This is a genomic window from Treponema socranskii subsp. buccale (genome assembly GCF_024181585.1).
GTDB classification, from domain to species: Bacteria; Spirochaetota; Spirochaetia; order Treponematales; family Treponemataceae; genus Treponema_D; species Treponema_D buccale.
Genome location: NZ_CP054258.1, coordinates 1,791,660 through 1,811,120, shown reverse-complemented (window position 1 = coordinate 1,811,120; position 19,461 = coordinate 1,791,660). Strand labels below are relative to the sequence as shown.

The following is a 19,461-nucleotide window of genomic DNA, read 5'->3' as shown; positions in this document are numbered from 1 at the left end:
GCACCGCTGCAAAAATCGTTTGTTAGAATCGGAAGACAAGTATTAGCTGCTTTTTTTGCGCACCAAGTATCTTGTCAAGCGTAGCACTTAACCGCATCTGCCGTATCCTTATCGTTTTCTGCCGCCCGTACCCTGCATCGTATAAAGCGGAATACCGGCACAGCTTAAAATATCTATATCGCGGTAAACAGTACGCAGCGACACTGCAAATTTTTTTGCGAGTTCATGAGCTGTCGTTCGTTTTTTGTTAAGGAAAATAAAGAGAATTTCAAAAAGCCGTTCCGAGCGCATATCGATAAAAGTATGGCATAAAAAGCAGACGGATTCCTATGAATAAATAATTTTTAATCGAAAATCTGTCCGGAAAGCTTTCGTTTTTCTTTGTACGGAAAGCCCGCTTCATATACTGCAAATTCATTCGGATACTCGTCGCAGGCTGAGTATCCTTTCGGTGCGGCATATTCTCCGGTAATATCGGACAGATAACCCGGAATCAATTCTTTGCAAAGGAAAAAGGACGCATCCGCTCCCTCCGGTAATCCATGATATCTGATGCCGTATGCACTAGCATAAGAAAAACCGCTCTTACCGTAAAAATCGATATTGCCTTCAAAGCACACGGCTCCGCAGCCGAGTTCTTTCGCCTTTTCAAGGGAATAGTCAAGCAGAATCTTTCCGTACCCTTTTCGCTGTAACGCCGGCGTAATACAGATCGGCCCCATCGTCATAATCGGAACGTCACTCCCGTTGTCGGCTTTAATCATTGCTCTGACGAAGATATTTTGCCCGATGAGTTTGCCGTCCTTTTCCATCACAAAATCAAGCTCGTGAACGAATGCGGGATCATTCCGCAGCTGTTGTAGAATATAGTGCTCTTGACATCCCGGACGATATACATTCCAAAAACTTTCGCGTACAAGGTTTTCAACTTCTCGGTATTCTTCTTTCTTTTCCAAACGAATGATACAGTCGTTTTTATTCATTGATGTTTCCTTATCGTTTTCCGCCGCCCGTACCCATCCTATTTCCTATACGGGCGCTTCCAATGTTTGTACGTAAAGCGCGCGATCGCATAGCGGCCGAGCAATCGGCTCGCTGCGGCGAAAAGTTTCCACTTCCATGTCATGAGCGCGGTTTTTTTCCCTCGCTCCGCGCACTTTAAACAGTGTGCGACCGTTCTGCCGGCTGGGACGCCGTGCAGCACTTCTTTACGCGCGCCGTTCGATGCGACTTCTGCGAATTCGGTACTCACGGATCCGGGGCAAAGCGCACATACCCGTATGCCGCGATCCCTCACTTCGGCTGCGAGTGCGAGCGTAAAGTTCAGCACGTAGGCTTTCGTTGCGGCGTAGACGGCAAAATTTCCGAGCGGCGAAAAAGAAGCGAGACTTGCCGTGTTGATGATGAGCGATCCCTTTGTCATATACGGAAGAGATACGCCGCAAAAGCCGGTGAGCGCCGTACAGTTCAAGTCTATCATATCGAGTTCGCGCATGACGTCGGTTTCCGAAAAAGGGCCGTAAGTGCCGAAGCCCGCGTTATTGATGAGTATGCCGACGGTAAAATCGCCGCCTTCTTTTTCAAGCAGCTTTGCAAAACGTTCGACCCCTTCGCGCCCGCTTATGTCCATGCAGAGGGCGCGGGGGACGACGCTTTTTTCCGCTTCGATTTTTTTGCAGAGCGCATCGAGCCTCTCCTTTCTCCGCGCGATGAGCCAGACTTCGTCGCACCTCTTTTGCCGTGCGATCTCAAGCGCGAATTCTTCACCCATGCCGGAACTCGCTCCGGTGACGATGCCGATTTTTTTCATGCGTTCAGTATAAACGATAAGCGTTTTCAGGGCAATTACGATTTCGAATACGCGCCGAAATTTAATAAGGGGGGAAAGCCTTCCCCTCGCGCGCACTTCGTTGCGCGCTGCCCCTTCCGGCGGGGACACCCCGCAACGCCCCGTTTGTGCCGATTTCTGCGCGGGGAACTTCGCCCTTCCTGCAATGCACGGCACGGATGCCGTGTCACATCTTAGCACAGCAGCCGCGTATTTTTGCGTAAAGCAAAAATACGGTAGTGAGGGGTACACGGATGTACCCCGAACGGCCACTGCTCGGATTTGTTTGATGAAGTCGGGAGTTGAAAAACGGTCGCTATTTCTACAACGCACGGCAGGGATGCCGTGTCGTTACCTTCGCAAAAAGGCTGCGTATTTTTGCGTAAAGCAAAAATACGGTAGTGAGCGATACAAGGATGTATCGCGAACGAACTCTTGCGGTATCCCCCAAAAAGGCGTATACTCCGTTGTATGCGGAGTGTACGGAACGGTGTCGCGTTTTTTTTGATTGCAGCTTTTGTTTTTACTTCGTGTTCCGTGTCCGAAAGACGGCAGATGCGGCGCGAGCGGACTATGAGAGAGGGTGCGCGCGTTGTGCATGAAGATGCCGTCCGCACGCTTGCTGCAAAACGGGATGCGATTTTTTCGTATGTCGCATCTCTTACGATCGAAGAGAAAGCCGCCCAGCTCTTTATGGAAAACCTCGTCGGCGACGATGTCTTCACTCCTGTCGAATGGACCGATCCCTCGCGCACTAAAGCGCTTATGCCGGGCGGCTATATTTTCTTTTCATACAATATCGCCGATATCCCGGAAAAAATTATTAATTTTACCGATTCGATTTTTTCGTACTGTTCTGCACACGGCTGCATTCCGCCGTACCTCGCCCTCGATCAGGAAGGCGGAGACGTATGCCGGCTAAAAGCGGTTTCGGGAAAGCTTCCCGCAAACGGTGTCGTCGCCGAAACGTTTTCGGTTTCGGACGCATATCGCCTCTATTCGCTGCAGGCATTGCAGATGCGGCTGCTCGGTTTTACCGTCAATATCGCGCCCGTCGTCGAAACGCGTACCGAATCGAACGAAGCCTTTATCGGAGATCGAAGTTTCGGCGATGCGTCGAGCGTCGTTGTATACGGAACGGCATCTCTCAATGCGCTGCAAAATAACGGTGTCGCCGCGGTGATAAAACATTTTCCCGGCAACACGAATATCGATCCGCACACGGGTTTGCCCGAAATCGATATCTCCGAAGAAGAATTTGATAAAACGGTTCGCTATCCGTTTTCCCGCCTTGTCTCTCGCGGCAGCGCAGGCGTACTCATGTCGCACGCGCGCGTTTCCCTTGCCGATCCCCGCACGCCCGCGTGTCTTTCGCGCATTTGGATAGAGGATACACTTCGCGGCGAGCTCGGATTTAAAGGCCTCGTGTTTTCGGACGATATCTTTATGGCGGCGCTTTCGGAAAACGGTTATCCTCCGGAGCGCGCGGCGCTTTCGGCGATCGAAGCGGGCGTAGACGTGATTATGATTTCCGAAAAAAAGTTTGCACGCGAACATGCGCTGCTCGTCGCGCGTGCGATGGAAGACGAAGCCTTTGCAAGGCGGATCGAAGAGTCCGCACGCCGCGTTATCGATTTTAAAATCGAGCGGGGTATTCTCTCGCTTGAAAAAAGAGACGGCGTTTGGCACGTCGCTCAAACTTCTACAGCGCCGTACGCAGGCTCTTTTTCTCAAAGTACGGGTGCGTTGCGGTACGGCGAAGAGGGGCAGGCGAGGGCGGAAGCCTTTCGAATCGCAAAAAAAGAAAACGATGTTCTCGTCGCCGAAGTGTATTCCGATAAGCGTACGCGCGCATCGGAAACCGATACGGACAGAAACTCAATGCGTTAGCGGTAAACGAATGGGAATCGGAAACGCCTGCGGAAAGCGGTGAATGAGCGGAGCGATATGCGAAAAGATAGAGGAGTGCAAAAGCTTTCAGGAAGAGCGGGATTCGAATCGTACTATTCGGTTCTGTACGGAGAGCGATGGCCGAAGCTCAAAGAAGCGCTTTCAGGCGATGTCCGCTATGCGGCGTGGAACGCGGGCGGAAAGGAGCCGTATTTTCTCGATGCCGCAAGCGTTTTGGCGGCTTCTTCGCTTCCGCTTTCAGGCGCCCATACGGTTCTCGACCTCTGCGCGGCTCCCGGCGGCAAAACGCTCGTCCTCGCATCCCTTATGGAAGATGATGCTCGGCTCGTTGCGAACGAGCGCTCCCGTGAGCGATGCCGGAGGCTCAAGCGCGTCCTTGAAAATTGTCTTCCTGAAACCGTTTTTGCGCGCGTAAAGACGAACTTGAGCGACGGTGCGAAGATGTGCCTCGACGAAAACGCGCGCTTTGACCGCATCCTGCTCGACGCTCCGTGTTCGTCCGAACGTCACGTTTTTACCGATGCGAAATATCTTGCCGAGTGGACGCCTTCGCGGATAAAAACTTCGACGATCGCTCAGTGGGCGCTGTTGTCGTCGGCTTACCGCATGCTGAATCCTGAAGGCTGTATTCTCTATTCGACCTGCGCACTTGCTCCCGCCGAAAACGACGGTGTCGTCGGGCGGCTTTTGAAAAAATTCGATACGGCGAAAATCGTGCTCGATGTCATTTCTTTCGAAAGACAAAGGTTTCTGCCGTTTTGCGATACGCTTTTTCCGGAAGCCGAAAAGACAAAATACGGTTTTCATGTTCTGCCCGACGTACAAAACGGAGCGGGGCCGATATATTTTTCTCTGATTCAAAAGGCGGCGATATAATTTACGTTGTATTTTATTTTAAACGCGGATATAATAAAGAAGAGGGGGATTGAGTAACGGATTTGTATTCGATAGCGTATTAGGAAAAAGTGTACATGAAGCGGATAAAAAAAAGTATGCTGCAAAAAGAGCAAAAGCTGCAAAAAATTCTTGAGCTCGAAAAAAAACTTGAAGAAATCCAAGACATCGACGTGCTCCTCGAACGCATTCTCACCGAAACGCGCGCTATCGTCCGCGCGGATGCGGGTTCCATCTACGAAATCGAAGACAACAAGCTGCGCATAAAATACGCGCAAAACGATACGCAGCTGAAAAAGCTCAAACCCGGAGAAAAACTTCCGTATCTGTCCTTTTCCGTTCCGATCAATGAAAAGTCGATTTCGGGTTATGTTGCGCTGTCGGGAGAGCCGGTTAATATTCAGAACGCGTATCGAATTCCTTCGGACAAACCTTTTGTTTTTAATAAAAAAACCGATATCGCGACCGGCTATCATACAAAATCGATCTATACGCTGCCGCTTAAGATGCAGTCGGGAAAACTGCTCGGCGTCATGCAGCTCATAAATGCGCAAAACGAATCGGGAAAGATTATCGGCTTTGATAGAGACGCCGTGCTCTATATCACACACTTTGCGTCGAACGTTCGCCAAGCGCTGCAAAATACGTATCAGACGAATTTGATGGTACAGCGCATGCTGAAGATGGCGGAGCTCCGCGATCCGAAAGAAACCTATCCGCACGTTATGCGGGTCGCCGAAAATTCGCTCGAAATATACGACCGCTGGGCCTTCGATCACCATGTTCCCGAACACGAAAAACATCGCTTTCGCGACTGTTTAAAAATCGCCGCAAAATTTCACGACATCGGCAAAGTCGGCATTCCCGATGCGGTGCTTCACAGCCCGAAGCGCTACGGCCCCGACGATGAAAACCGCGCCATATTAAAAGGGCACACGTGCATCGGTGCGCAGATTTTCGGAGACGGTACTTCCATGCTCGATTCGATGTGTCGAGACGTTGCGCTCCATCATCACGAAGCGTGGAACAAATCGCCTGCCGGCTATCCCGGCGATATCGATTATCGTGCGTATAAAATAGGCGAGCCCATTCCTCCGGCAAAAGCCCTCGGCGGAGATGAGATTCCCCTCGCAGCGCGCATCATAAGCGTCGCGGACGTATTCGACGCGCTCAGCCACCGCCGATCGTATAAAGACGCGTGGTCTCCCGATGAAGCGTTTGCAGAGATCGAAAAGGGGGCGGGCACGCAGTTCGACCCTGAAATCGTCGAAGCGTTTTTGCAGGTAAAAAGCCGCATCGCGGCAATCCTCCTCGCATACCCCGACGAAGAATCCCGCCCCGAAGAGAAGGGTACATCGGTTTAATGACGCCGATTCTCCGGAAAACCGTAAACCGGACACAATGCCCGCTGCAAAAAACGCGCGAGCATCGTTTGCAAATACTTTGCGAAAAGCCGTATTGTTTACAGCAGCGAGAGAGAGCGCTCGCGGATCAATTTGATTATCTCTTTGTCGAAGCATGCTGCGAATAAGGCGAATTCTTTTTTGCCGTAGATGTTTTTTTTATTGCCCGTAAGCCCCGCCTCTGCAAGCTGCATATTGAAATTCCTGTCGGCAAGTTTTTTTTTCGCGCTCTCTTTCGTATAGGAAATTCCTCGGTCATTTAAAACGCACAAGCCCCGTTCGGCAAGCTTTGCTGCAAGCGGAATGTCGCGCGTGACGATCATATCGCCTTTTTCCGCACTGCCTGCGATATAGTCGTCGGCCGCGCCGGGCGTGTTTTCGCAAATGACGCTTTCGAAAGATGATTTTTTATCGATTAATAATTTTTCATCGACGGGGACGGCGCGGTTTGCGACGAAAGTGACGGCAAGCGAAAGATCCGCCGCTTTTTTAATGATGTAGTCGCGTACCGTTCGCGGACACGAATCGGCATCCACCCACACGTGCACGGGCTTCACTCGAGCGCCTTATCGATCCTGTCTATCATGCGGAGCGTGAGGCGTTCGGCTTCTTCATCGTCGGTCGAGTCGCCGCCGTTTAAGAGTTTTGCGTTTTTCGATTTTTCTTTGTACAATTCGTCGACGAGCGTGATGCCGCTCATGATCGCTATTTCGACGGGCTTGGTCAAGCCGCCCGTTTTTTTCACTTCTTCGGTAATGCGTTTATAATAGCCGAGCAGTTTTTCAAGGTAGGCGGACTCTTCGTTCGCTTTGATCGCAAAAGAAGAACCGAGCAAATCGATTTGAAGGGAACCCATTTAGAAAATGTCGAACTGGCCGCCCTCTTCCGATTTTTTCGGTTCGGCGGCGGGGCGGGCGGGCGCGCTTTCGTGCGCTTTCGGGGTCTGCTGCACTTTTGCAGAAGAAGCTGCGCTTCCGGCTCTCAGTACGGAATTTTCGATGGAGTTGAGCCGGTCGAGCGCTTTTAATATGCCGTTTTCGATCTTGCTCTGATCCTGTTCGATAGAGGAAAGCCGCTCCGATTTGTCGGCAAGCGCATTTGTGAGCTCGGCACACTTGGTGCGCAGAGCATCGTTTTCCGACTGCAGCTGTGAGATTTTTTCCACAGCGCTTTCCACTTTTCGTTCAAGAAGAAGAATCTGATCGAGCGATATCATATTATGCCTTCAGTGCGTTCTTTGCGATATCCACGACGGCTTTGAACGCCGCGGGATCTTCGATTGCCATATTCGCGAGTGCTTTTCGGTTGATCGCGACACCTGCCTTGGTACAGCCGTCGATAAAGCGCGAGTACGAAAGTCCTTCGTCGCGAACGGCCGCGTTGATGCGTGCGATCCACAACGAGCGGAAATTGCCCTTTCTGTCGCGTCTGTCGACATAGGCGTGGCGCAGCGCTTTTACGACCGCGTCTTTTGCGGCTTTGAAATTCGATTTTCTGTCGCCTCTGAAACCCTTTGCAAGCTTTAGAATTTTGATGCGGCGGTTTTTGCGTTTTGATCCGTCTATTGCTCTTGACATGTTTTAACTCCTAAAAATCAGCCGTACGGCAGCATCTGCTTTCTTACTTTTTTTGCAGAGTCTTCGGCCATAATTCCTGCAGCACGGAGCTGGCGTTTCCGTTTTGAAGAACGCTTGGTGAGAATATGGCGGAGGTTCATTTTCTTGTACTTGACTTTTCCGCCGCCCGTAAGCGAATAGCGCTTGGCTGCGGATTTTTTCGTCTTCATCTTAGGCATTCGATTTTACCTCACTTGTTGTTTTGGCTTTTCCCGAAATGATCATCGACATAAACTTGCCGTCCATAGCGGCCGGTTTTTCGACGACGTACGCGGAAGTAAGCCTTTTCAAAACTTCCTGCAGGACTCCGTATCCGAGCTCGGTGTGTGCCAATTCGCGTCCGCGGAAGCGGATCGTGATTTTGACTTTATTGCCTTCGTCGAGGAATTCCTGCACATGCTTGGCTTTCGTGTCAAGGTCGCCCGGGCCGATTTTCGGCTGCATACGGATTTCCTTGAGCTTCAATACCTTTTGGTTTTTCTTGGAGTCTCGGAGCTTTTTTTCCATTTCAAACCGGTATTTGCCGAAGTCGAGTATTTTGCAGACCGGCGGATTCGCGTTTGGCGAAACTTCAACAAGGTCGAGGTCCTCATCCCTAGCCATTCTGAGCGCATCAATCGTAGGTACGATTCCTTTTTGATTACCCTCATCATCTATTAACCTGATTTCCCGTACGCGGATTTGTTCGTTAATCCGTAAACCCTTATTGTTGTTAGTATAGGCCAACTATCCTCCCTGTGTCTGAAAACACGTCTACCATGTAATGTAAGTGTTATTATATAATAATGTATACCGAAATGTCTAGTGCTCGATCTCATAAAGAAAATTGCGCTGTCCTAAGATAATGCGTTTATGCAATCCGCTTATTGAATAAAAACGTCATACCTTGTACACTGAACCAATGGATGTTCAATCACGACGGCGTGTAGTCATTACGGGTTTGGGTGCCGTAACTCCGCTCGGAAACGATGTCGCATCGACATGGGCGGGCATTAAAGCCGGCAAAAGCGGCATCGGAAAAATTACCCTTTTCGATGCTTCCGATTATCCCGTAAAGATTGCGGCCGAAGTAAAAGATTTTTCACTCGACGCGTACGGTTTGGATCACAAAGTCGTGCGGAAAATGGCGCGGTTTACGCGCTTTCTCACAGCGGCTTCCCTGCAGGCCGTTCGCGACGCGGGCTATGACGAATCGTCTTTCGGGCAGGACGCGTCGGGTATCGTAAACGGCGTCGGTATCGGCGGCTACGACGCGATCGAAGACGGTTTTAAAAAATACTGCGATCCCCGTTTCGGCGTGAGCCGGCTGCCGCCGCTCACCGCTCCGATGATGCTGCAAAACGAAGCGGCTGCGAATGTCAGTATGCTCCTCGGTGTGCACGGCCCGGTATGGACGATTTCGACGGCCTGCGCTTCAGGTACCGATGCAATCGGTCTTGCCTCCGATTTGATTCGAAGCGGCAGGGTCGATGTGTGCATCGGAAGCGGCACGGAAGCGTGCATTACGGGATTCAGCATCGGCTGCTTTCAAGTGCTGCAGGCGCTTGCGTCTTCGTTCAACGATTGTCCGGAAAAAGCGAGCCGCCCCTTCGACAAAGCGAGAGACGGCTTTGTCATGGCCGAAGGGAGCGCCGCCCTCGTGCTCGAAGAACTCGAACACGCCAAAAAGCGCGGCGCGCGCATCTACGCGGAAATCGCGGGCTACGGATCGTCGAGCGACGCTTATCACATAACCGCGCCTGCTCCCGACGGTTCGGGGGGAGCGCTTTGCATCGAGCGCGCTTTTGCCGACGCGGGTATGCAGCCTTCTTCGGTTCAGTATTACAACGCGCACGGTACGTCGACGCAGGCGAACGACGAAACGGAAACGAAAATGATAAAGCGCGCTTTCGGCGATCACGCGTATACATTGGCGGTATCTTCGACGAAGAGTATGACCGGCCACATGATCGGAGCTGCGGGTCTTATCGAAGCGCTCTTTTGCGTCAAAGCGATCGGAGACGGTTTTGCACCTCCGACGATGAACCTCGACGAACCCGATGTCGAGCACGGCTGCGATTTGGATTACGTTCCGAACAAAGGCAGAAAAATGCGCATCGATGCGGCGGCAAGCGTATCGCTCGGTTTCGGCGGACATAACGGGTGCGTCATCGTTAAGCGGTACGAATAAAGAGAGGCGGAAGTTGATTCGAAGTCCGCAAAAGTTTTTATGAGAGGTAGTTATGATTATTAAACCGATGGTTCGAAGCAGCATTTGTATCAACGCGCATCCTGTAGGTTGTGCAAAAGAAACGGAAAACGAAATCGCGTATATCAAGGTGCAAAAAGAAAAGCGCGGCATCAAGGGTGCAAAAGAGGGCGGAGCGGGGCCGAAAACCGTGCTCGTCCTCGGCTGCTCGACGGGATACGGACTTGCGAGCCGCATCGTCGCCGCATTCGAATACGGAGCCGACACGATCGGCGTTTCGTTCGAAAAAGCGGGAACCGAAACGAAGGGCGGCACACCCGGCTGGTACAATAATTTGGCTTTCGACCGCGCGGCAAAAAAAGCGGGACTTCAATCCGTCACGCTGAATGCGGACGCCTTTGCCGACGAAACGAGAACGCTCGTCATCGACGAAGTGAAAAAACTCGGAGCCAAATTCGATTTAATAATTTACAGTCTTGCAAGTCCCGTGCGCACCGATCCCGATACGAAAGTGCTGTACAAATCGGTAATCAAGCCGCGCGGAAAACCCTACAGCGGAAAGTGTATCGACATTATGACCGAAACGCTCAAAGAATCGAGCGCGGAGCCGGCGACGGAAGAGGAGATCGCAAGCACGATCAAAGTGATGGGCGGAGACGACTGGAGGCGCTGGATCAAACAGCTGTCCGATGCGGGAGTCCTTGCGCAAGGCTGCCGTACGATCGCGTATTCGTACATCGGACCCGAACTCAGCCATGCGATTTACCGCGACGGCACGATCGGCACGGCAAAGCTCGATTTGGAAAAAGCGGCGCTCGACTTGGACAAAGAGCTGAAATCGTCGGTAGGAGGAGGCGCGTACATTTCCGTCAACAAGGGACTCGTCACGCGTTCGAGCGCGGTTATCCCGATCATATCGCTGTACCTGTCGATTTTATTTAAAGTGATGAAAGAAAAGGGAACGCATGAAGGATGCATCGAACAGATGGAGCGTCTCTTTGCCGAACGGCTTTATACGGCCGACGGTACGGTTCCGACCGACAGCGAGCACCGTATCAGAATCGACGATCTCGAACTTGCGGACGACGTGCAGAAAAAATGCCTCGAAAGCATGAAGTCGGTGACGCAGGAAAATCTCCGCGAGCTCTGCGACCTCGAAGGCTACAAGCACGACTTTCTCGCCGCAAACGGGTTCGATATCGCGGGCGTCGATTACGATAAGGACGTCGCTCGCATGGATACGATCGATTGAACGGCGCTTGATGCCGATAAAAATTATTAATTAATAATTTTGCTCCGTCTTTCGTGCCGAGTGCAAAAGCGGAGCTGAGCCTAAGCAGCGGAGGATTCGCATGTTGGAAGGACGCCATCTTATAGAGCCGGATGATCTTTCCGTCGAAGAGATCGATGAAATCTGCTCTCTTTCCGAACAGATGATCGTCGATCCTGCTGCGTTTCAAGATGTGTGCCGCGGGAAAATTCTCGCGGCGCTTTTTTTTGAACCGAGCACGCGTACGCGTCTTTCCTTCGAAGCGGCGATGCTCCGTCTCGGAGGCGCGGTCGAGGGATTTTCGGACGCACAGTCGAATTCCTCTGTAAAAGGGGAATCTCTTTCCGATACGATCCGTGTCGTTTCATCTTATGTGGACGTCATCGCGATGCGCAGTCCGAAAGAGGGGGCGGCGCTCCTCGCATCCCGTTTTTCGTCGTGTCCTCTTATAAATGCGGGCGACGGAGGACACTTCCATCCGACGCAGACGCTCACCGATTTGGTGACGATACGAGAGCTGCGCGGCGGTTTTGAAAATCTTACCGTAGGCTTTTGCGGGGATTTGAAATTCGGGCGCACTGTGCACAGTCTCGTGCAGGCTATGTGCCGCTATAAAAATAATAAATTCGTTTTTATCAGTCCGAGCGAACTTGCGATCCCCGAATACATTCGGGAAAGCGTACTCGATGCCTCGGGCGCCGAATATGAAAGCGTACATCGCCTCGAAGACGTCATCGATACGATCGATATCCTCTATATGACGCGCGTGCAAAAAGAGCGCTTTTTCAACGAACAGGATTATATCCGCTTAAAGGACAGCTATATTCTTGACAAAGAAAAGATGAAACTTGCGAGGCCGGATATGATCGTGCTTCATCCGCTGCCGCGCGTAAACGAGATAGCGCCGGAAGTAGACGACGATCCGCGGGCGGCGTATTTCAGGCAGGTGAAATACGGCATGTATGCGCGCATGGCGCTCATTGCAAAATTGACGGGCTGTCTGTAGGACGGTTTTAAAAATTCGGTCGGTTTTTTAAGCGGCCTTACATTGCAGTCTTTTTGGTTCCCGATACAAGCGGAGGCGGTGATGAACGTAACGGCGATTAAAAACGGTTTGGTAATCGATCACATCAGAGCGGGGACGGGCTGGCGCATTTTCCGCCGGCTCGGCCTCGACGCTTCTTCTTTTACGTCGGCTCTCATCATGAACGTGCCGTCGCAAAAGAGCGGCAAAAAAGATTTGATCAAAATCGACAATATCATCGATATCGATTTTTCGGTACTCGGCTTTATCGATCCCGATATCTGCGTCAATATTATTAAAGACGAAAAAGTCGTTCGGAAAATCAATATGACCCTGCCGCCGCGCGTACAAAACGTATTCCGCTGTAAAAATCCGCGCTGTATCACGGCGAGCGAAAACTTCGTTCCGTCGACCTTTTTGCTTGTCGACCGAACGAAAAGATTGTACCGCTGTGAATACTGCGACGCGCTGTATACGGCGGGTGAAGACGGAAATCCCGTGGAGGCGAAGTCATGACGCGCGCTTTTCTTTTTTACAATGCACATCTCCTCGACGAAGCGATCGACTCGCCCGGAGCGCTGCTTGTCGTGGACGATAAAATCCGCGCGGTCTATACCGGCTATTTTACGAATAAAAAAACGACGGAAGCTCTCGCGCTTTCCGTGCTCGCAGAAGACGGCTATGAGCATCCCTCCGTCGAATACGTCGACGCGCAGGGGCTCACGCTCATGCCCGCTTTTATCGATATGCACGTGCACTTGCGCTATCCCGGGCAGACGCAAAAAGAAGATTTGACAAGCGGATTGCGCGCGGCTTGTGCCGGAGGCTTCGGTACCGTCGTTGCGATGCCGAATACGGCTCCCGTCGTTTCGTCGCAGATGAGCGCGCTCGAAATCGACAGGGAAGCGGCTTCTCTCGCTCTTGCCGGCGTGATACAGTCGGTAAGCATCACAAAGGATTTCGGAGGCTCGGATACCCGACACATCGAAGACCTCGACGCATCTCGCGTGCCGCTTATCACCGAAGACGGAAACGATGTCGCATCCGCTTCCGTCATGCTCGACGCTATGACGAAAGCCGCCCGGCGAGGTATTATCGTAAGCTGTCACAGTGAAGACGCATCGCTTGCGGCCGCGGCAAAAACTTACCGCCGTGAAGCGCTCAAACTGATGGAAGCCTATGACCTTGCCGCGTGGGGAGCGGACGACGACGATGACGTTCCCGACGAAGTGCTCGACAAAATCGCGAGCCTTTTGACAAAAGCGAACGATCTGCTCGCGCTTGCGGAAAACAGCGCGACGATCCGCAATATCATGATTGCGCGTGAAGCGGGGTGCCGTGTGCATATCGCACACGTGAGTACGGCCGCCGCCCTCGATGCGGTGCGCAGTGCAAAAGAATCGCTTTCGGACGATGAAGCGGATTACCTCGCCGACGAAGCGGACGCCGCCTACGAAGCTTCCCTCGACGGTACGCGCTATGTACCCGAAGCGCGGGAAGAAAAACGTTTTTGCGTTACCTGCGAAGTAACTCCGCATCACTTGGCTCTCTGCGGCACCGACGAACCTTTTATACGCGCGCTCGTAAATCCGCCGCTCAGGAGCGAAGACGACCGCGTCGTGCTTCTCGAAGGACTTCGCGACGGTACGGTCGATGTCATCGCGACCGATCACGCGCCGCATACGCTCGAAGACAAAGTCTCAGGCAGTCCCGGCTTTACGGGGCTTGAAACGGCCTTTGCGGTGTGCAATACCGTTCTCGTTGCAGGCGGTCAGCTCGGAGCGAAGAGATTGTCGGCTCTCATGTCGGCAAATCCCGCGCGTATTCTCGGTCTCAATAAAGGCGTGCTCGCTCCCGGTTTCGACGCCGACATCGTGTTCGTCGATCCCGAAGAAAAGTGGACTGTGGACGCGAGCGCCTTTTTCAGCAAAGGAAAAGCGACTCCGTTCGACGGCCGTGAACTCGTCGGCAAAGTAAAAGAGCTCTTTGTCGGAGGCAGGCGGGTGTTCCGATACTCCGACTGAAAATATACAAAAAACGGTTTTTATGCTATACTGCATCCATGCCGATGCTCATTTTAAATAATTTGCCGTGGTTTTGGCTCATCGTTGTCGTTCTCTGCATCGTCATCGAATCGCTTACGATGGCACTCACGACGATTTGGTTTGCGTGCGGAGCGTTTATGATGATCTTTTTGTCACTCGCGCCGATTCCGTTTCGATGGCAGCTTTTTATCTTCGTCGCGATTTCACTTGCGCTGCTCATCTTTACGCGGCCGCTTGCGGCGAAAAAACTCGCAAAAAAAATGCCGACGAACGCGGACAGCCTTATCGGCAAAAAGGTGCTGGTCGTGCAGCGCATGACGGAGTTCGATAAGGGTGCGGTAAAAGCGGGCGGCATCGTGTGGACTGCGCGCTCTGAAAAGGGCGAGACGATCGAAAAAGGGGCGGAGTGCAAAATCGTGCGGCTTGAAGGCAATACCGCCGTCGTCGTTCCCGTCCGGACGGGCTCGGTATAATATTGTTTTAATAATTATTATTAATTTTTTCATGGAGGAAATATGAATCTGTATGTCATCATCGCATTGGTTGTCATCGTCATGGTGCTCGTCATCACGAATATTCAAATCGTTCCGCAAGCGCGCGCGTTTGTGATCGAGCGGCTCGGTACGTATATTGCGACGTGGCAGACGGGTTTGCATGTAAAGACGCCGTTTATCGACCGCATCGCAAATAAAGTGTCGCTCAAAGAACGCGTGCTCGATTTTCCGCCGCAGCCGGTTATCACGAAGGATAACGTTACGATGAAAATCGATACCGTCGTCTATATGCAGATCACCGATGCGAAGCTGTACACCTACGGCGTCGAAAACCCGATGCTCGCCATAGAGAATTTAAGTGCAACGACGCTGCGCAACATCATCGGAGAGCTCGATTTGGATGCGACGCTTACGAGCCGCGACGTCATCAACACGAAGATGCGTTCGATACTCGACGAGGCAACCGATCCGTGGGGCATCAAAGTGAACCGTGTCGAAGTGAAAAACATCATGCCGCCGGAAGCGATCCGCGAAGCGATGGAAAAGCAGATGCGTGCCGAACGCGAACGGCGTGAAAAGATATTGATCGCAGAAGGGCAAAAGCAGTCGGAAATCCTCGTCGCAGAAGGACAAAAGCAGGCGCGCATCCTCGAAGCCGAAGCGCAAAAGCAGGCGACGATCCTGCATGCGGAAGCCGAAAAAGAAGCGCAGATACGAAAAGCCGAAGGCGAAGCTCAGGCGATCCGCGAAGTGCAGCAGGCGACGGCAGCCGGATTGCAGATGATCAAAGACGTGCACATCGACGAAGCGGTCGTGAAGCTTCGCAGCCTTGAAACGCTTGAAAAAGCCGCGAACGGACAGGCGACGAAAATCATTGTGCCGGCGGATTTTCAAAACCTTGCGGGCGTCGTATCGGCGATCGGCGAAATCGGAAAAAAGTAATCGGCGGTTCCGCTGCCGCTCGTGGAATCGCAAATGGGCGGCAGACTTGCAAAAGGCACCGCCCTAAAATCGGTTGCTCATCGGCGATCTGTGCCGATGAGCGAAAACTTGCTTTTTTTAATCGGCAAGAACTTCGTCGAGCTCTTTCGAGATTTTTTCTTTATCCAAATCCTGCCCGATAATGCAAAGCTTTATCATTCGGTCGCCGACTTTCGCATCCCAATCTTTTTTCATCTGCGGATTTTCTGCGAGAACTCTTTCCTGTTCGGCTTTCGGACACGAGGCGAGCCATGCGCCCGAATACCCCGCTTGGATTTGGCGGCCGCTCGTTTCGAACACCCACGCCATATCGGGTTCGTCTTTAAACCACATGACGCCTTTACAGCGGATAATGTTTTTCGGCCAGCGGTTCGCGTATGAGTCGAGCTTTACGCGGTCGAAAGGTTTTCGCCTCGTGTAGATGAACGTGCTGATGCCGTATTCGTCTTCGTCGCTGCCGCTGTCGCCTTCTTCTTTGTGATGGTGTTCGCCTTCTTCTTCCTCTTCTTCGATCGCGCGGCACCAGCCGGCGCTTCCGTATACTTTTTCAAAATCGAACGATCCCGTGCCCATGATGTCTTCGACCGGTACTTTGCCGTTTTGCGTTTCGATGATCTTTACGTTCGGATGGATCGTATTGATGACGGCGCGGACTTTTTTCAATTCGGCTTCGCTCACCAAATCGATTTTATTAATTAATAATGTCGAGCAGAATTCGATCTGCTGGACGAGCAGCGATTCTATATCGTCTTCTTCCTTTTCTTTGAGCAGCGCATCTCCGCCTGAAAATTCGTCGACGAGGCGCTTCGCGTCCACGACGCCGACGACATTGTCGAGTTTGCCGTTTGAAATCGTTTCGAGTTCCTGCGCGATCGGCATGGGTTCGCACACGCCGCTCGCTTCGATCATGATGTAATCGTATTTGCCCGTTTTAATAAGATTTTCGATGTTTTGCGCGAGCTGCGTTTTGAGCGTACAGCAGATACAGCCGTTTGTAAGCGGAACGATGCTGCTCGTGTCGGTGATCTTCGCGCCGTCGGCGATGAGTTTCGCGTCGACGTTTACTTCTCCTATATCGTTTACGATGACGGCGACTTTATAGCCTTTTTGATTCGTCAGAACGTTATTTAAAAGCGTCGTTTTTCCCGCTCCGAGGTATCCGCACAGGAGCGTAATCGGTGTCAATTTTTTTTCCATGATGATATCCTTATCGCTATAATATAATGAAAAAACGAAAAAATGACAAATGCGGCCTTGTGCAGTGTCGTTCATCTATCCGGCCTTGTGCCGTCTGTGTAGCGTTCCGCACGCGCATGATGCGCGGCCGCCTGGCTTAAAAAAAACATTCCTTAAAATGCGGGATTGCAGGAAGTGTCAACTTCCGAAAATGCCGCATTAGTGCGCGAGCCTCGCAACGAGCGCGTAAGCGCGAAGTTTCAAGCGGCGCACACGTATATAGGCGAGTTTTCAAAAAAACTCGAAGTTAAAAGCGCCGCGCTATTTGAGCGGCGCTTTTAAACATTCCTTAAAATGCGGGATTTATTTTTTAATTGTAAACGTGCCTTCGTTTACAAAACGCGATTGTCCGTTCATTCCGAGCGTTACCGCGTTTTCGCTTGCTCCGAGAGGCGTTCCGTTAATAAAAAGCGAACCGACCGTTGTCGTCGAGCCTTTTTCATTGCTTACGAGCGTATAGAAATTTTTGTCCGTATTTACGACCGAAACTTTCCCGCCTATATCGACGATGCCGCCTTGAACGACGAACTGTTCGTTGCGTACATCTTCGGCTTCGGGGGCGACTCCGCTTTTGCCGCCTTTTCCCATATCCGGTCCGGGCGGAACCGCGCCGATAAACGGAGCGATCTTTCCGTCGTTGCGGCCGCTGACCGTTACGTCGCCTTTTACATAAGTGCCGAATCCGTCAAAGGCCGCGCTTTGGAAAAAGGCGTTTTTCCCTTTGGACGTCACTTCGACCGAACCCATTCGAGAAATCGTTTTTTCCGCACCCGTCCATCTGTCGTGTCCGGTTGCGACGATTGCCGCCGCTCCTCCGTTCGGACATTCGACTTTTACTTTTCCGTCTACGGTCGCATCGAAAACGCCCTGCACGGTGTATATCGCAGAAAGCGGACCGTCCTTATCTTTTTCCGCAGCATTGTAGACGTACACATCTCCGAGCCGGGCTTTCGGTCCGGTCTCTGTAACTTTGCCGCCGAGTATGCCGCGCTCCGTATTGAAATTTGCCAACGCGACGGTTGCATCCGCCGTTGTACCTTTGTTATTGCATTTTACGATCATGTGATCGACGTCGATCGTACCGCTCGGTGCGACATAGTAAAAGCCCGCCGTTGCATTGTTCCTGTATCCCGGGCTTCCGTCGACGGTACCGTCGGGATTGTAGATGCCTTCGATTCCGTCCGCGACGATTTCGATGGTACCCAGTTTGATATACGGTTCGTCGATCCAATCCATACCGTCCGAATATTCTCCGCGGTCGAATTCGTTGATCGCGAAGATCGCGTTGCCGTGAATTTTATTCAGTCCGCGGATGTACAGTCTGCCGCTCCCCGTCAGCGTCGAACCTGCGCCTCTGAGATTTCGTACCGTGCGGATTTTAGCAACGCCCGCACCTGCGCCGCATACTACTTGAAGATTGCCGTCTATGCGGATGGACCCCGCATAGGGACTCGGATTTCCGTCGGCTCCGATAGACCTCCCGTCTGCGAGCCAGAGAACCGCCGAGTCGTTTGCCTTTGCACTGTTCGAACCGAGTATGAGCGTGCCGCCCTTATCGATGTCGATCGCGTGTTTGAAAGAATCGTTCAGAACGCTTACCGCCGCCGTGCTGTCCACTTTTTGCGACACTTCGGGATTGTTTGTACCCGTGCCGCCGACGATAAAGTGGAACGTATCGAAATCATACAATGTTTTGCCGCTCCAGATCTGCAGTTTTGCTCCCGATTTGACTTTAATAAATTTTCCTGCCGGAACGAAAAGCGTTTTTTCTCCGTAAGATACGACTTTACCCGGGACGCATACTTTGATATTCGCACCGCGTTCGATGACGACGCCGTCAAACGGCAAACCCGTATCGGCCGCTTTCCATTCGCGGACATCTTCGTTTAAAAAACCGATTTTACTGTTTGCCGACCAGCCTCCGTTGAAACCGAGGAGCGCGTTCATATCTTCCTGCGTACGGATGATGCGGACGCGGTCGGTTACTTCGGCGACGCGGATCGACGTACACGATGCAAGTACCGTAACGAATGCCGCTGCAAACAGCAGACGGATTCCTTTTTTCTTCAATAAATTCATAATACCTCCATAAAAACTTTTGCAGAAAACTGCAGTTTATAAATCCTCAGTCGAGTACGGGATTATCGACTTCTATTTTATCATTTTCCCGATAAGGTGCAAGGGATGAAACCATGCGCATGACGCTTTTCGAACGGTTGATCACATAGTGAACTTCCTTCGGTTCGATGTGGATAAACTGCCCCTTTGTCAAATGATGTACGACGTTGTCGACAACGATATCGACTTCACCTTCAAGTATATAGAAATTTTCTTCCATTACGTCATGATAGTGCGCTTGAAAATCCTGTCCCGCTTGAAACTGTACGATTGCGAAATTCATGCGGGGGCCTTTCATCAGATATTTCGGACCGCTGTCCTTAAATCGATACTCTTTGTCTTTTTCATCCACAATAAACATTGTATTCCTCCATAAAAACTTTTGCAGAAAGTTTTAACTTTCGAAAAAGTTTTTAGTCGTGCGCGAACGCGCACACGTTCAATAATCGAGTT

22 protein-coding genes are annotated in these 19,461 nt (G+C 51.7%); 10 read left to right on the top strand and 12 right to left on the bottom strand.

Features of this window, described 5'->3' with window-relative positions; all coding sequences use genetic code 11:
- Positions 1 to 108: 108 nt before the first annotated feature.
- Genes HRI97_RS08250 through HRI97_RS08240 form a run of 3 tightly spaced genes read right to left on the bottom strand, consistent with a single transcriptional unit; the run spans position 109 to position 1,810 of the window.
- Complete coding sequence (locus tag HRI97_RS08250; RefSeq protein ID WP_253725008.1) at positions 109 to 291, bottom strand: helix-turn-helix transcriptional regulator; 183 nt, start codon at positions 289 to 291, stop codon at positions 109 to 111.
- Positions 292 to 344: 53 nt separating this feature from the next.
- Complete coding sequence (locus HRI97_RS08245; RefSeq protein ID WP_253725007.1) at positions 345 to 983, bottom strand: GNAT family N-acetyltransferase; 639 nt, start codon at positions 981 to 983, stop codon at positions 345 to 347.
- A gap of 38 nt (positions 984 to 1,021) precedes the next feature.
- Entirely contained in the window at positions 1,022 to 1,810 is a 789-nt protein-coding gene (locus HRI97_RS08240) for an SDR family NAD(P)-dependent oxidoreductase (protein ID WP_253725006.1), read from the bottom strand.
- A gap of 489 nt (positions 1,811 to 2,299) precedes the next feature.
- Between HRI97_RS08240 and HRI97_RS08235 the strand changes: the two genes are divergently transcribed.
- The 3 genes from HRI97_RS08235 (at position 2,300) to HRI97_RS08225 (ending at position 5,997) form a co-directional block, all read left to right on the top strand.
- Positions 2,300 to 3,718: a glycoside hydrolase family 3 N-terminal domain-containing protein gene (locus tag HRI97_RS08235; protein WP_253725005.1), complete on the top strand. Its 1,419-nt coding sequence runs from the start codon at positions 2,300 to 2,302 to the stop codon at positions 3,716 to 3,718.
- 57 nt (positions 3,719 to 3,775) lie between these two features.
- Entirely contained in the window at positions 3,776 to 4,615 is an 840-nt protein-coding gene (locus tag HRI97_RS08230; protein WP_253725004.1) for an RsmB/NOP family class I SAM-dependent RNA methyltransferase, read from the top strand.
- Between the two features lie 95 nt (positions 4,616 to 4,710).
- Positions 4,711 to 5,997, top strand: coding sequence for an HD domain-containing phosphohydrolase (locus tag HRI97_RS08225; RefSeq protein WP_253725003.1), 1,287 nt, complete (start codon positions 4,711 to 4,713; stop codon positions 5,995 to 5,997).
- A gap of 98 nt (positions 5,998 to 6,095) precedes the next feature.
- Here the strand turns inward: HRI97_RS08225 and HRI97_RS08220 are convergent, their stop codons facing one another.
- From HRI97_RS08220 to infC, 6 genes are read right to left on the bottom strand one after another with little or no spacing between them, the layout of a single operon-like run.
- Positions 6,096 to 6,593, bottom strand: a complete 498-nt coding sequence (locus HRI97_RS08220; protein ID WP_253725002.1) for a DUF188 domain-containing protein — start codon at positions 6,591 to 6,593, stop codon at positions 6,096 to 6,098.
- Positions 6,590 to 6,892 (bottom strand): cell division protein ZapA, encoded by a 303-nt coding sequence (gene zapA / locus HRI97_RS08215; RefSeq protein ID WP_180486579.1) that lies wholly within the window; start codon positions 6,890 to 6,892, stop codon positions 6,590 to 6,592. Before zapA ends, HRI97_RS08220 begins: the two co-directional genes overlap by 4 nt.
- On the bottom strand, positions 6,893 to 7,252 hold the full coding sequence (locus HRI97_RS08210) for a cell division protein ZapB (protein WP_253725001.1): 360 nt from the start codon (positions 7,250 to 7,252) through the stop codon (positions 6,893 to 6,895).
- 1 nt (position 7,253) lies between these two features.
- Positions 7,254 to 7,613 carry a 50S ribosomal protein L20 gene (rplT, locus tag HRI97_RS08205; protein ID WP_253725000.1) on the bottom strand — a complete coding sequence of 120 codons (360 nt, stop codon included), beginning with the start codon at positions 7,611 to 7,613 and terminating at the stop codon, positions 7,254 to 7,256.
- A 17-nt stretch (positions 7,614 to 7,630) separates the two neighbouring features.
- On the bottom strand, positions 7,631 to 7,831 hold the full coding sequence (rpmI, locus tag HRI97_RS08200; RefSeq protein WP_180486576.1) for a 50S ribosomal protein L35: 201 nt from the start codon (positions 7,829 to 7,831) through the stop codon (positions 7,631 to 7,633).
- A complete protein-coding gene (infC, locus tag HRI97_RS08195; protein WP_180486575.1) occupies positions 7,824 to 8,378 on the bottom strand; it encodes a translation initiation factor IF-3 in 555 nt (184 codons plus the stop codon). Before infC ends, rpmI begins: the two co-directional genes overlap by 8 nt.
- A 175-nt stretch (positions 8,379 to 8,553) precedes the next feature.
- On the opposite strand from infC, the gene fabF reads away from it, so the two are divergent.
- The 7 genes from fabF to HRI97_RS08160 all read left to right on the top strand — a co-directional run bounded on the left by fabF (position 8,554) and on the right by HRI97_RS08160 (position 15,615).
- Complete coding sequence (gene fabF / locus HRI97_RS08190; RefSeq protein ID WP_253724999.1) at positions 8,554 to 9,822, top strand: beta-ketoacyl-ACP synthase II; 1,269 nt, start codon at positions 8,554 to 8,556, stop codon at positions 9,820 to 9,822.
- A gap of 52 nt (positions 9,823 to 9,874) precedes the next feature.
- The gene (fabV, locus tag HRI97_RS08185; protein WP_253724998.1) at positions 9,875 to 11,092 is read left to right on the top strand and encodes an enoyl-ACP reductase FabV; all 1,218 of its coding nucleotides are present in this window, start codon (positions 9,875 to 9,877) and stop codon (positions 11,090 to 11,092) included.
- Positions 11,093 to 11,192: 100 nt separating this feature from the next.
- Entirely contained in the window at positions 11,193 to 12,116 is a 924-nt protein-coding gene (pyrB, locus tag HRI97_RS08180; RefSeq protein WP_253724997.1) for an aspartate carbamoyltransferase, read from the top strand.
- A gap of 78 nt (positions 12,117 to 12,194) precedes the next feature.
- On the top strand, positions 12,195 to 12,650 hold the full coding sequence (locus tag HRI97_RS08175; RefSeq protein ID WP_253724996.1) for an aspartate carbamoyltransferase regulatory subunit: 456 nt from the start codon (positions 12,195 to 12,197) through the stop codon (positions 12,648 to 12,650).
- Positions 12,647 to 14,158 carry a dihydroorotase gene (locus tag HRI97_RS08170; protein WP_253724995.1) on the top strand — a complete coding sequence of 504 codons (1,512 nt, stop codon included), beginning with the start codon at positions 12,647 to 12,649 and terminating at the stop codon, positions 14,156 to 14,158. The genes HRI97_RS08175 and HRI97_RS08170 overlap by 4 nt, the downstream gene beginning before the upstream one ends.
- A gap of 38 nt (positions 14,159 to 14,196) precedes the next feature.
- Complete coding sequence (locus tag HRI97_RS08165) at positions 14,197 to 14,652, top strand: NfeD family protein (RefSeq protein WP_253724994.1); 456 nt, start codon at positions 14,197 to 14,199, stop codon at positions 14,650 to 14,652.
- Positions 14,653 to 14,694: 42 nt separating this feature from the next.
- On the top strand, positions 14,695 to 15,615 hold the full coding sequence (locus tag HRI97_RS08160; RefSeq protein ID WP_253724993.1) for an SPFH domain-containing protein: 921 nt from the start codon (positions 14,695 to 14,697) through the stop codon (positions 15,613 to 15,615).
- A gap of 117 nt (positions 15,616 to 15,732) precedes the next feature.
- Here HRI97_RS08160 and HRI97_RS08155 read toward each other — a convergent pair whose 3' ends face one another.
- The 3 genes from HRI97_RS08155 to HRI97_RS08145 all read right to left on the bottom strand — a co-directional run bounded on the left by HRI97_RS08155 (position 15,733) and on the right by HRI97_RS08145 (position 19,369).
- A complete protein-coding gene (locus HRI97_RS08155; protein WP_253724992.1) occupies positions 15,733 to 16,851 on the bottom strand; it encodes a CobW family GTP-binding protein in 1,119 nt (372 codons plus the stop codon).
- Between the two features lie 342 nt (positions 16,852 to 17,193).
- Positions 17,194 to 18,969 carry a hypothetical protein gene (locus tag HRI97_RS08150; protein ID WP_253724991.1) on the bottom strand — a complete coding sequence of 592 codons (1,776 nt, stop codon included), beginning with the start codon at positions 18,967 to 18,969 and terminating at the stop codon, positions 17,194 to 17,196.
- 46 nt (positions 18,970 to 19,015) lie between these two features.
- Entirely contained in the window at positions 19,016 to 19,369 is a 354-nt protein-coding gene (locus HRI97_RS08145) for a cupin domain-containing protein (RefSeq protein WP_180486562.1), read from the bottom strand.
- Positions 19,370 to 19,461 lie beyond the last annotated feature (92 nt).

Excerpts from the sequence above, each read along its gene's own strand:
- HRI97_RS08250 (WP_253725008.1), bottom strand. The coding sequence starts at position 291 with ATGCGCTCGGAACGGCTTTTTGAAATTCTCTTTATTTTCCTTAACAAA.
- HRI97_RS08245 (WP_253725007.1), bottom strand. The coding sequence starts at position 983 with ATGAATAAAAACGACTGTATCATTCGTTTGGAAAAGAAAGAAGAATAC.
- HRI97_RS08240 (WP_253725006.1), bottom strand. The coding sequence starts at position 1,810 with ATGAAAAAAATCGGCATCGTCACCGGAGCGAGTTCCGGCATGGGTGAA.
- HRI97_RS08235 (WP_253725005.1), top strand. The coding sequence starts at position 2,300 with ATGCGGAGTGTACGGAACGGTGTCGCGTTTTTTTTGATTGCAGCTTTT.
- HRI97_RS08230 (WP_253725004.1), top strand. The coding sequence starts at position 3,776 with ATGCGAAAAGATAGAGGAGTGCAAAAGCTTTCAGGAAGAGCGGGATTC.
- HRI97_RS08225 (WP_253725003.1), top strand. The coding sequence starts at position 4,711 with ATGAAGCGGATAAAAAAAAGTATGCTGCAAAAAGAGCAAAAGCTGCAA.
- zapA (WP_180486579.1), bottom strand. The coding sequence starts at position 6,892 with ATGGGTTCCCTTCAAATCGATTTGCTCGGTTCTTCTTTTGCGATCAAA.
- HRI97_RS08210 (WP_253725001.1), bottom strand. The coding sequence starts at position 7,252 with ATGATATCGCTCGATCAGATTCTTCTTCTTGAACGAAAAGTGGAAAGC.
- rplT (WP_253725000.1), bottom strand. The coding sequence starts at position 7,613 with ATGTCAAGAGCAATAGACGGATCAAAACGCAAAAACCGCCGCATCAAA.
- rpmI (WP_180486576.1), bottom strand. The coding sequence starts at position 7,831 with ATGCCTAAGATGAAGACGAAAAAATCCGCAGCCAAGCGCTATTCGCTT.
- fabF (WP_253724999.1), top strand. The coding sequence starts at position 8,554 with ATGGATGTTCAATCACGACGGCGTGTAGTCATTACGGGTTTGGGTGCC.
- fabV (WP_253724998.1), top strand. The coding sequence starts at position 9,875 with ATGATTATTAAACCGATGGTTCGAAGCAGCATTTGTATCAACGCGCAT.
- pyrB (WP_253724997.1), top strand. The coding sequence starts at position 11,193 with ATGTTGGAAGGACGCCATCTTATAGAGCCGGATGATCTTTCCGTCGAA.
- HRI97_RS08170 (WP_253724995.1), top strand. The coding sequence starts at position 12,647 with ATGACGCGCGCTTTTCTTTTTTACAATGCACATCTCCTCGACGAAGCG.
- HRI97_RS08165 (WP_253724994.1), top strand. The coding sequence starts at position 14,197 with ATGCCGATGCTCATTTTAAATAATTTGCCGTGGTTTTGGCTCATCGTT.
- HRI97_RS08160 (WP_253724993.1), top strand. The coding sequence starts at position 14,695 with ATGAATCTGTATGTCATCATCGCATTGGTTGTCATCGTCATGGTGCTC.
- HRI97_RS08155 (WP_253724992.1), bottom strand. The coding sequence starts at position 16,851 with ATGGAAAAAAAATTGACACCGATTACGCTCCTGTGCGGATACCTCGGA.
- HRI97_RS08150 (WP_253724991.1), bottom strand. The coding sequence starts at position 18,969 with ATGAATTTATTGAAGAAAAAAGGAATCCGTCTGCTGTTTGCAGCGGCA.
- HRI97_RS08145 (WP_180486562.1), bottom strand. The coding sequence starts at position 19,369 with ATGTTTATTGTGGATGAAAAAGACAAAGAGTATCGATTTAAGGACAGC.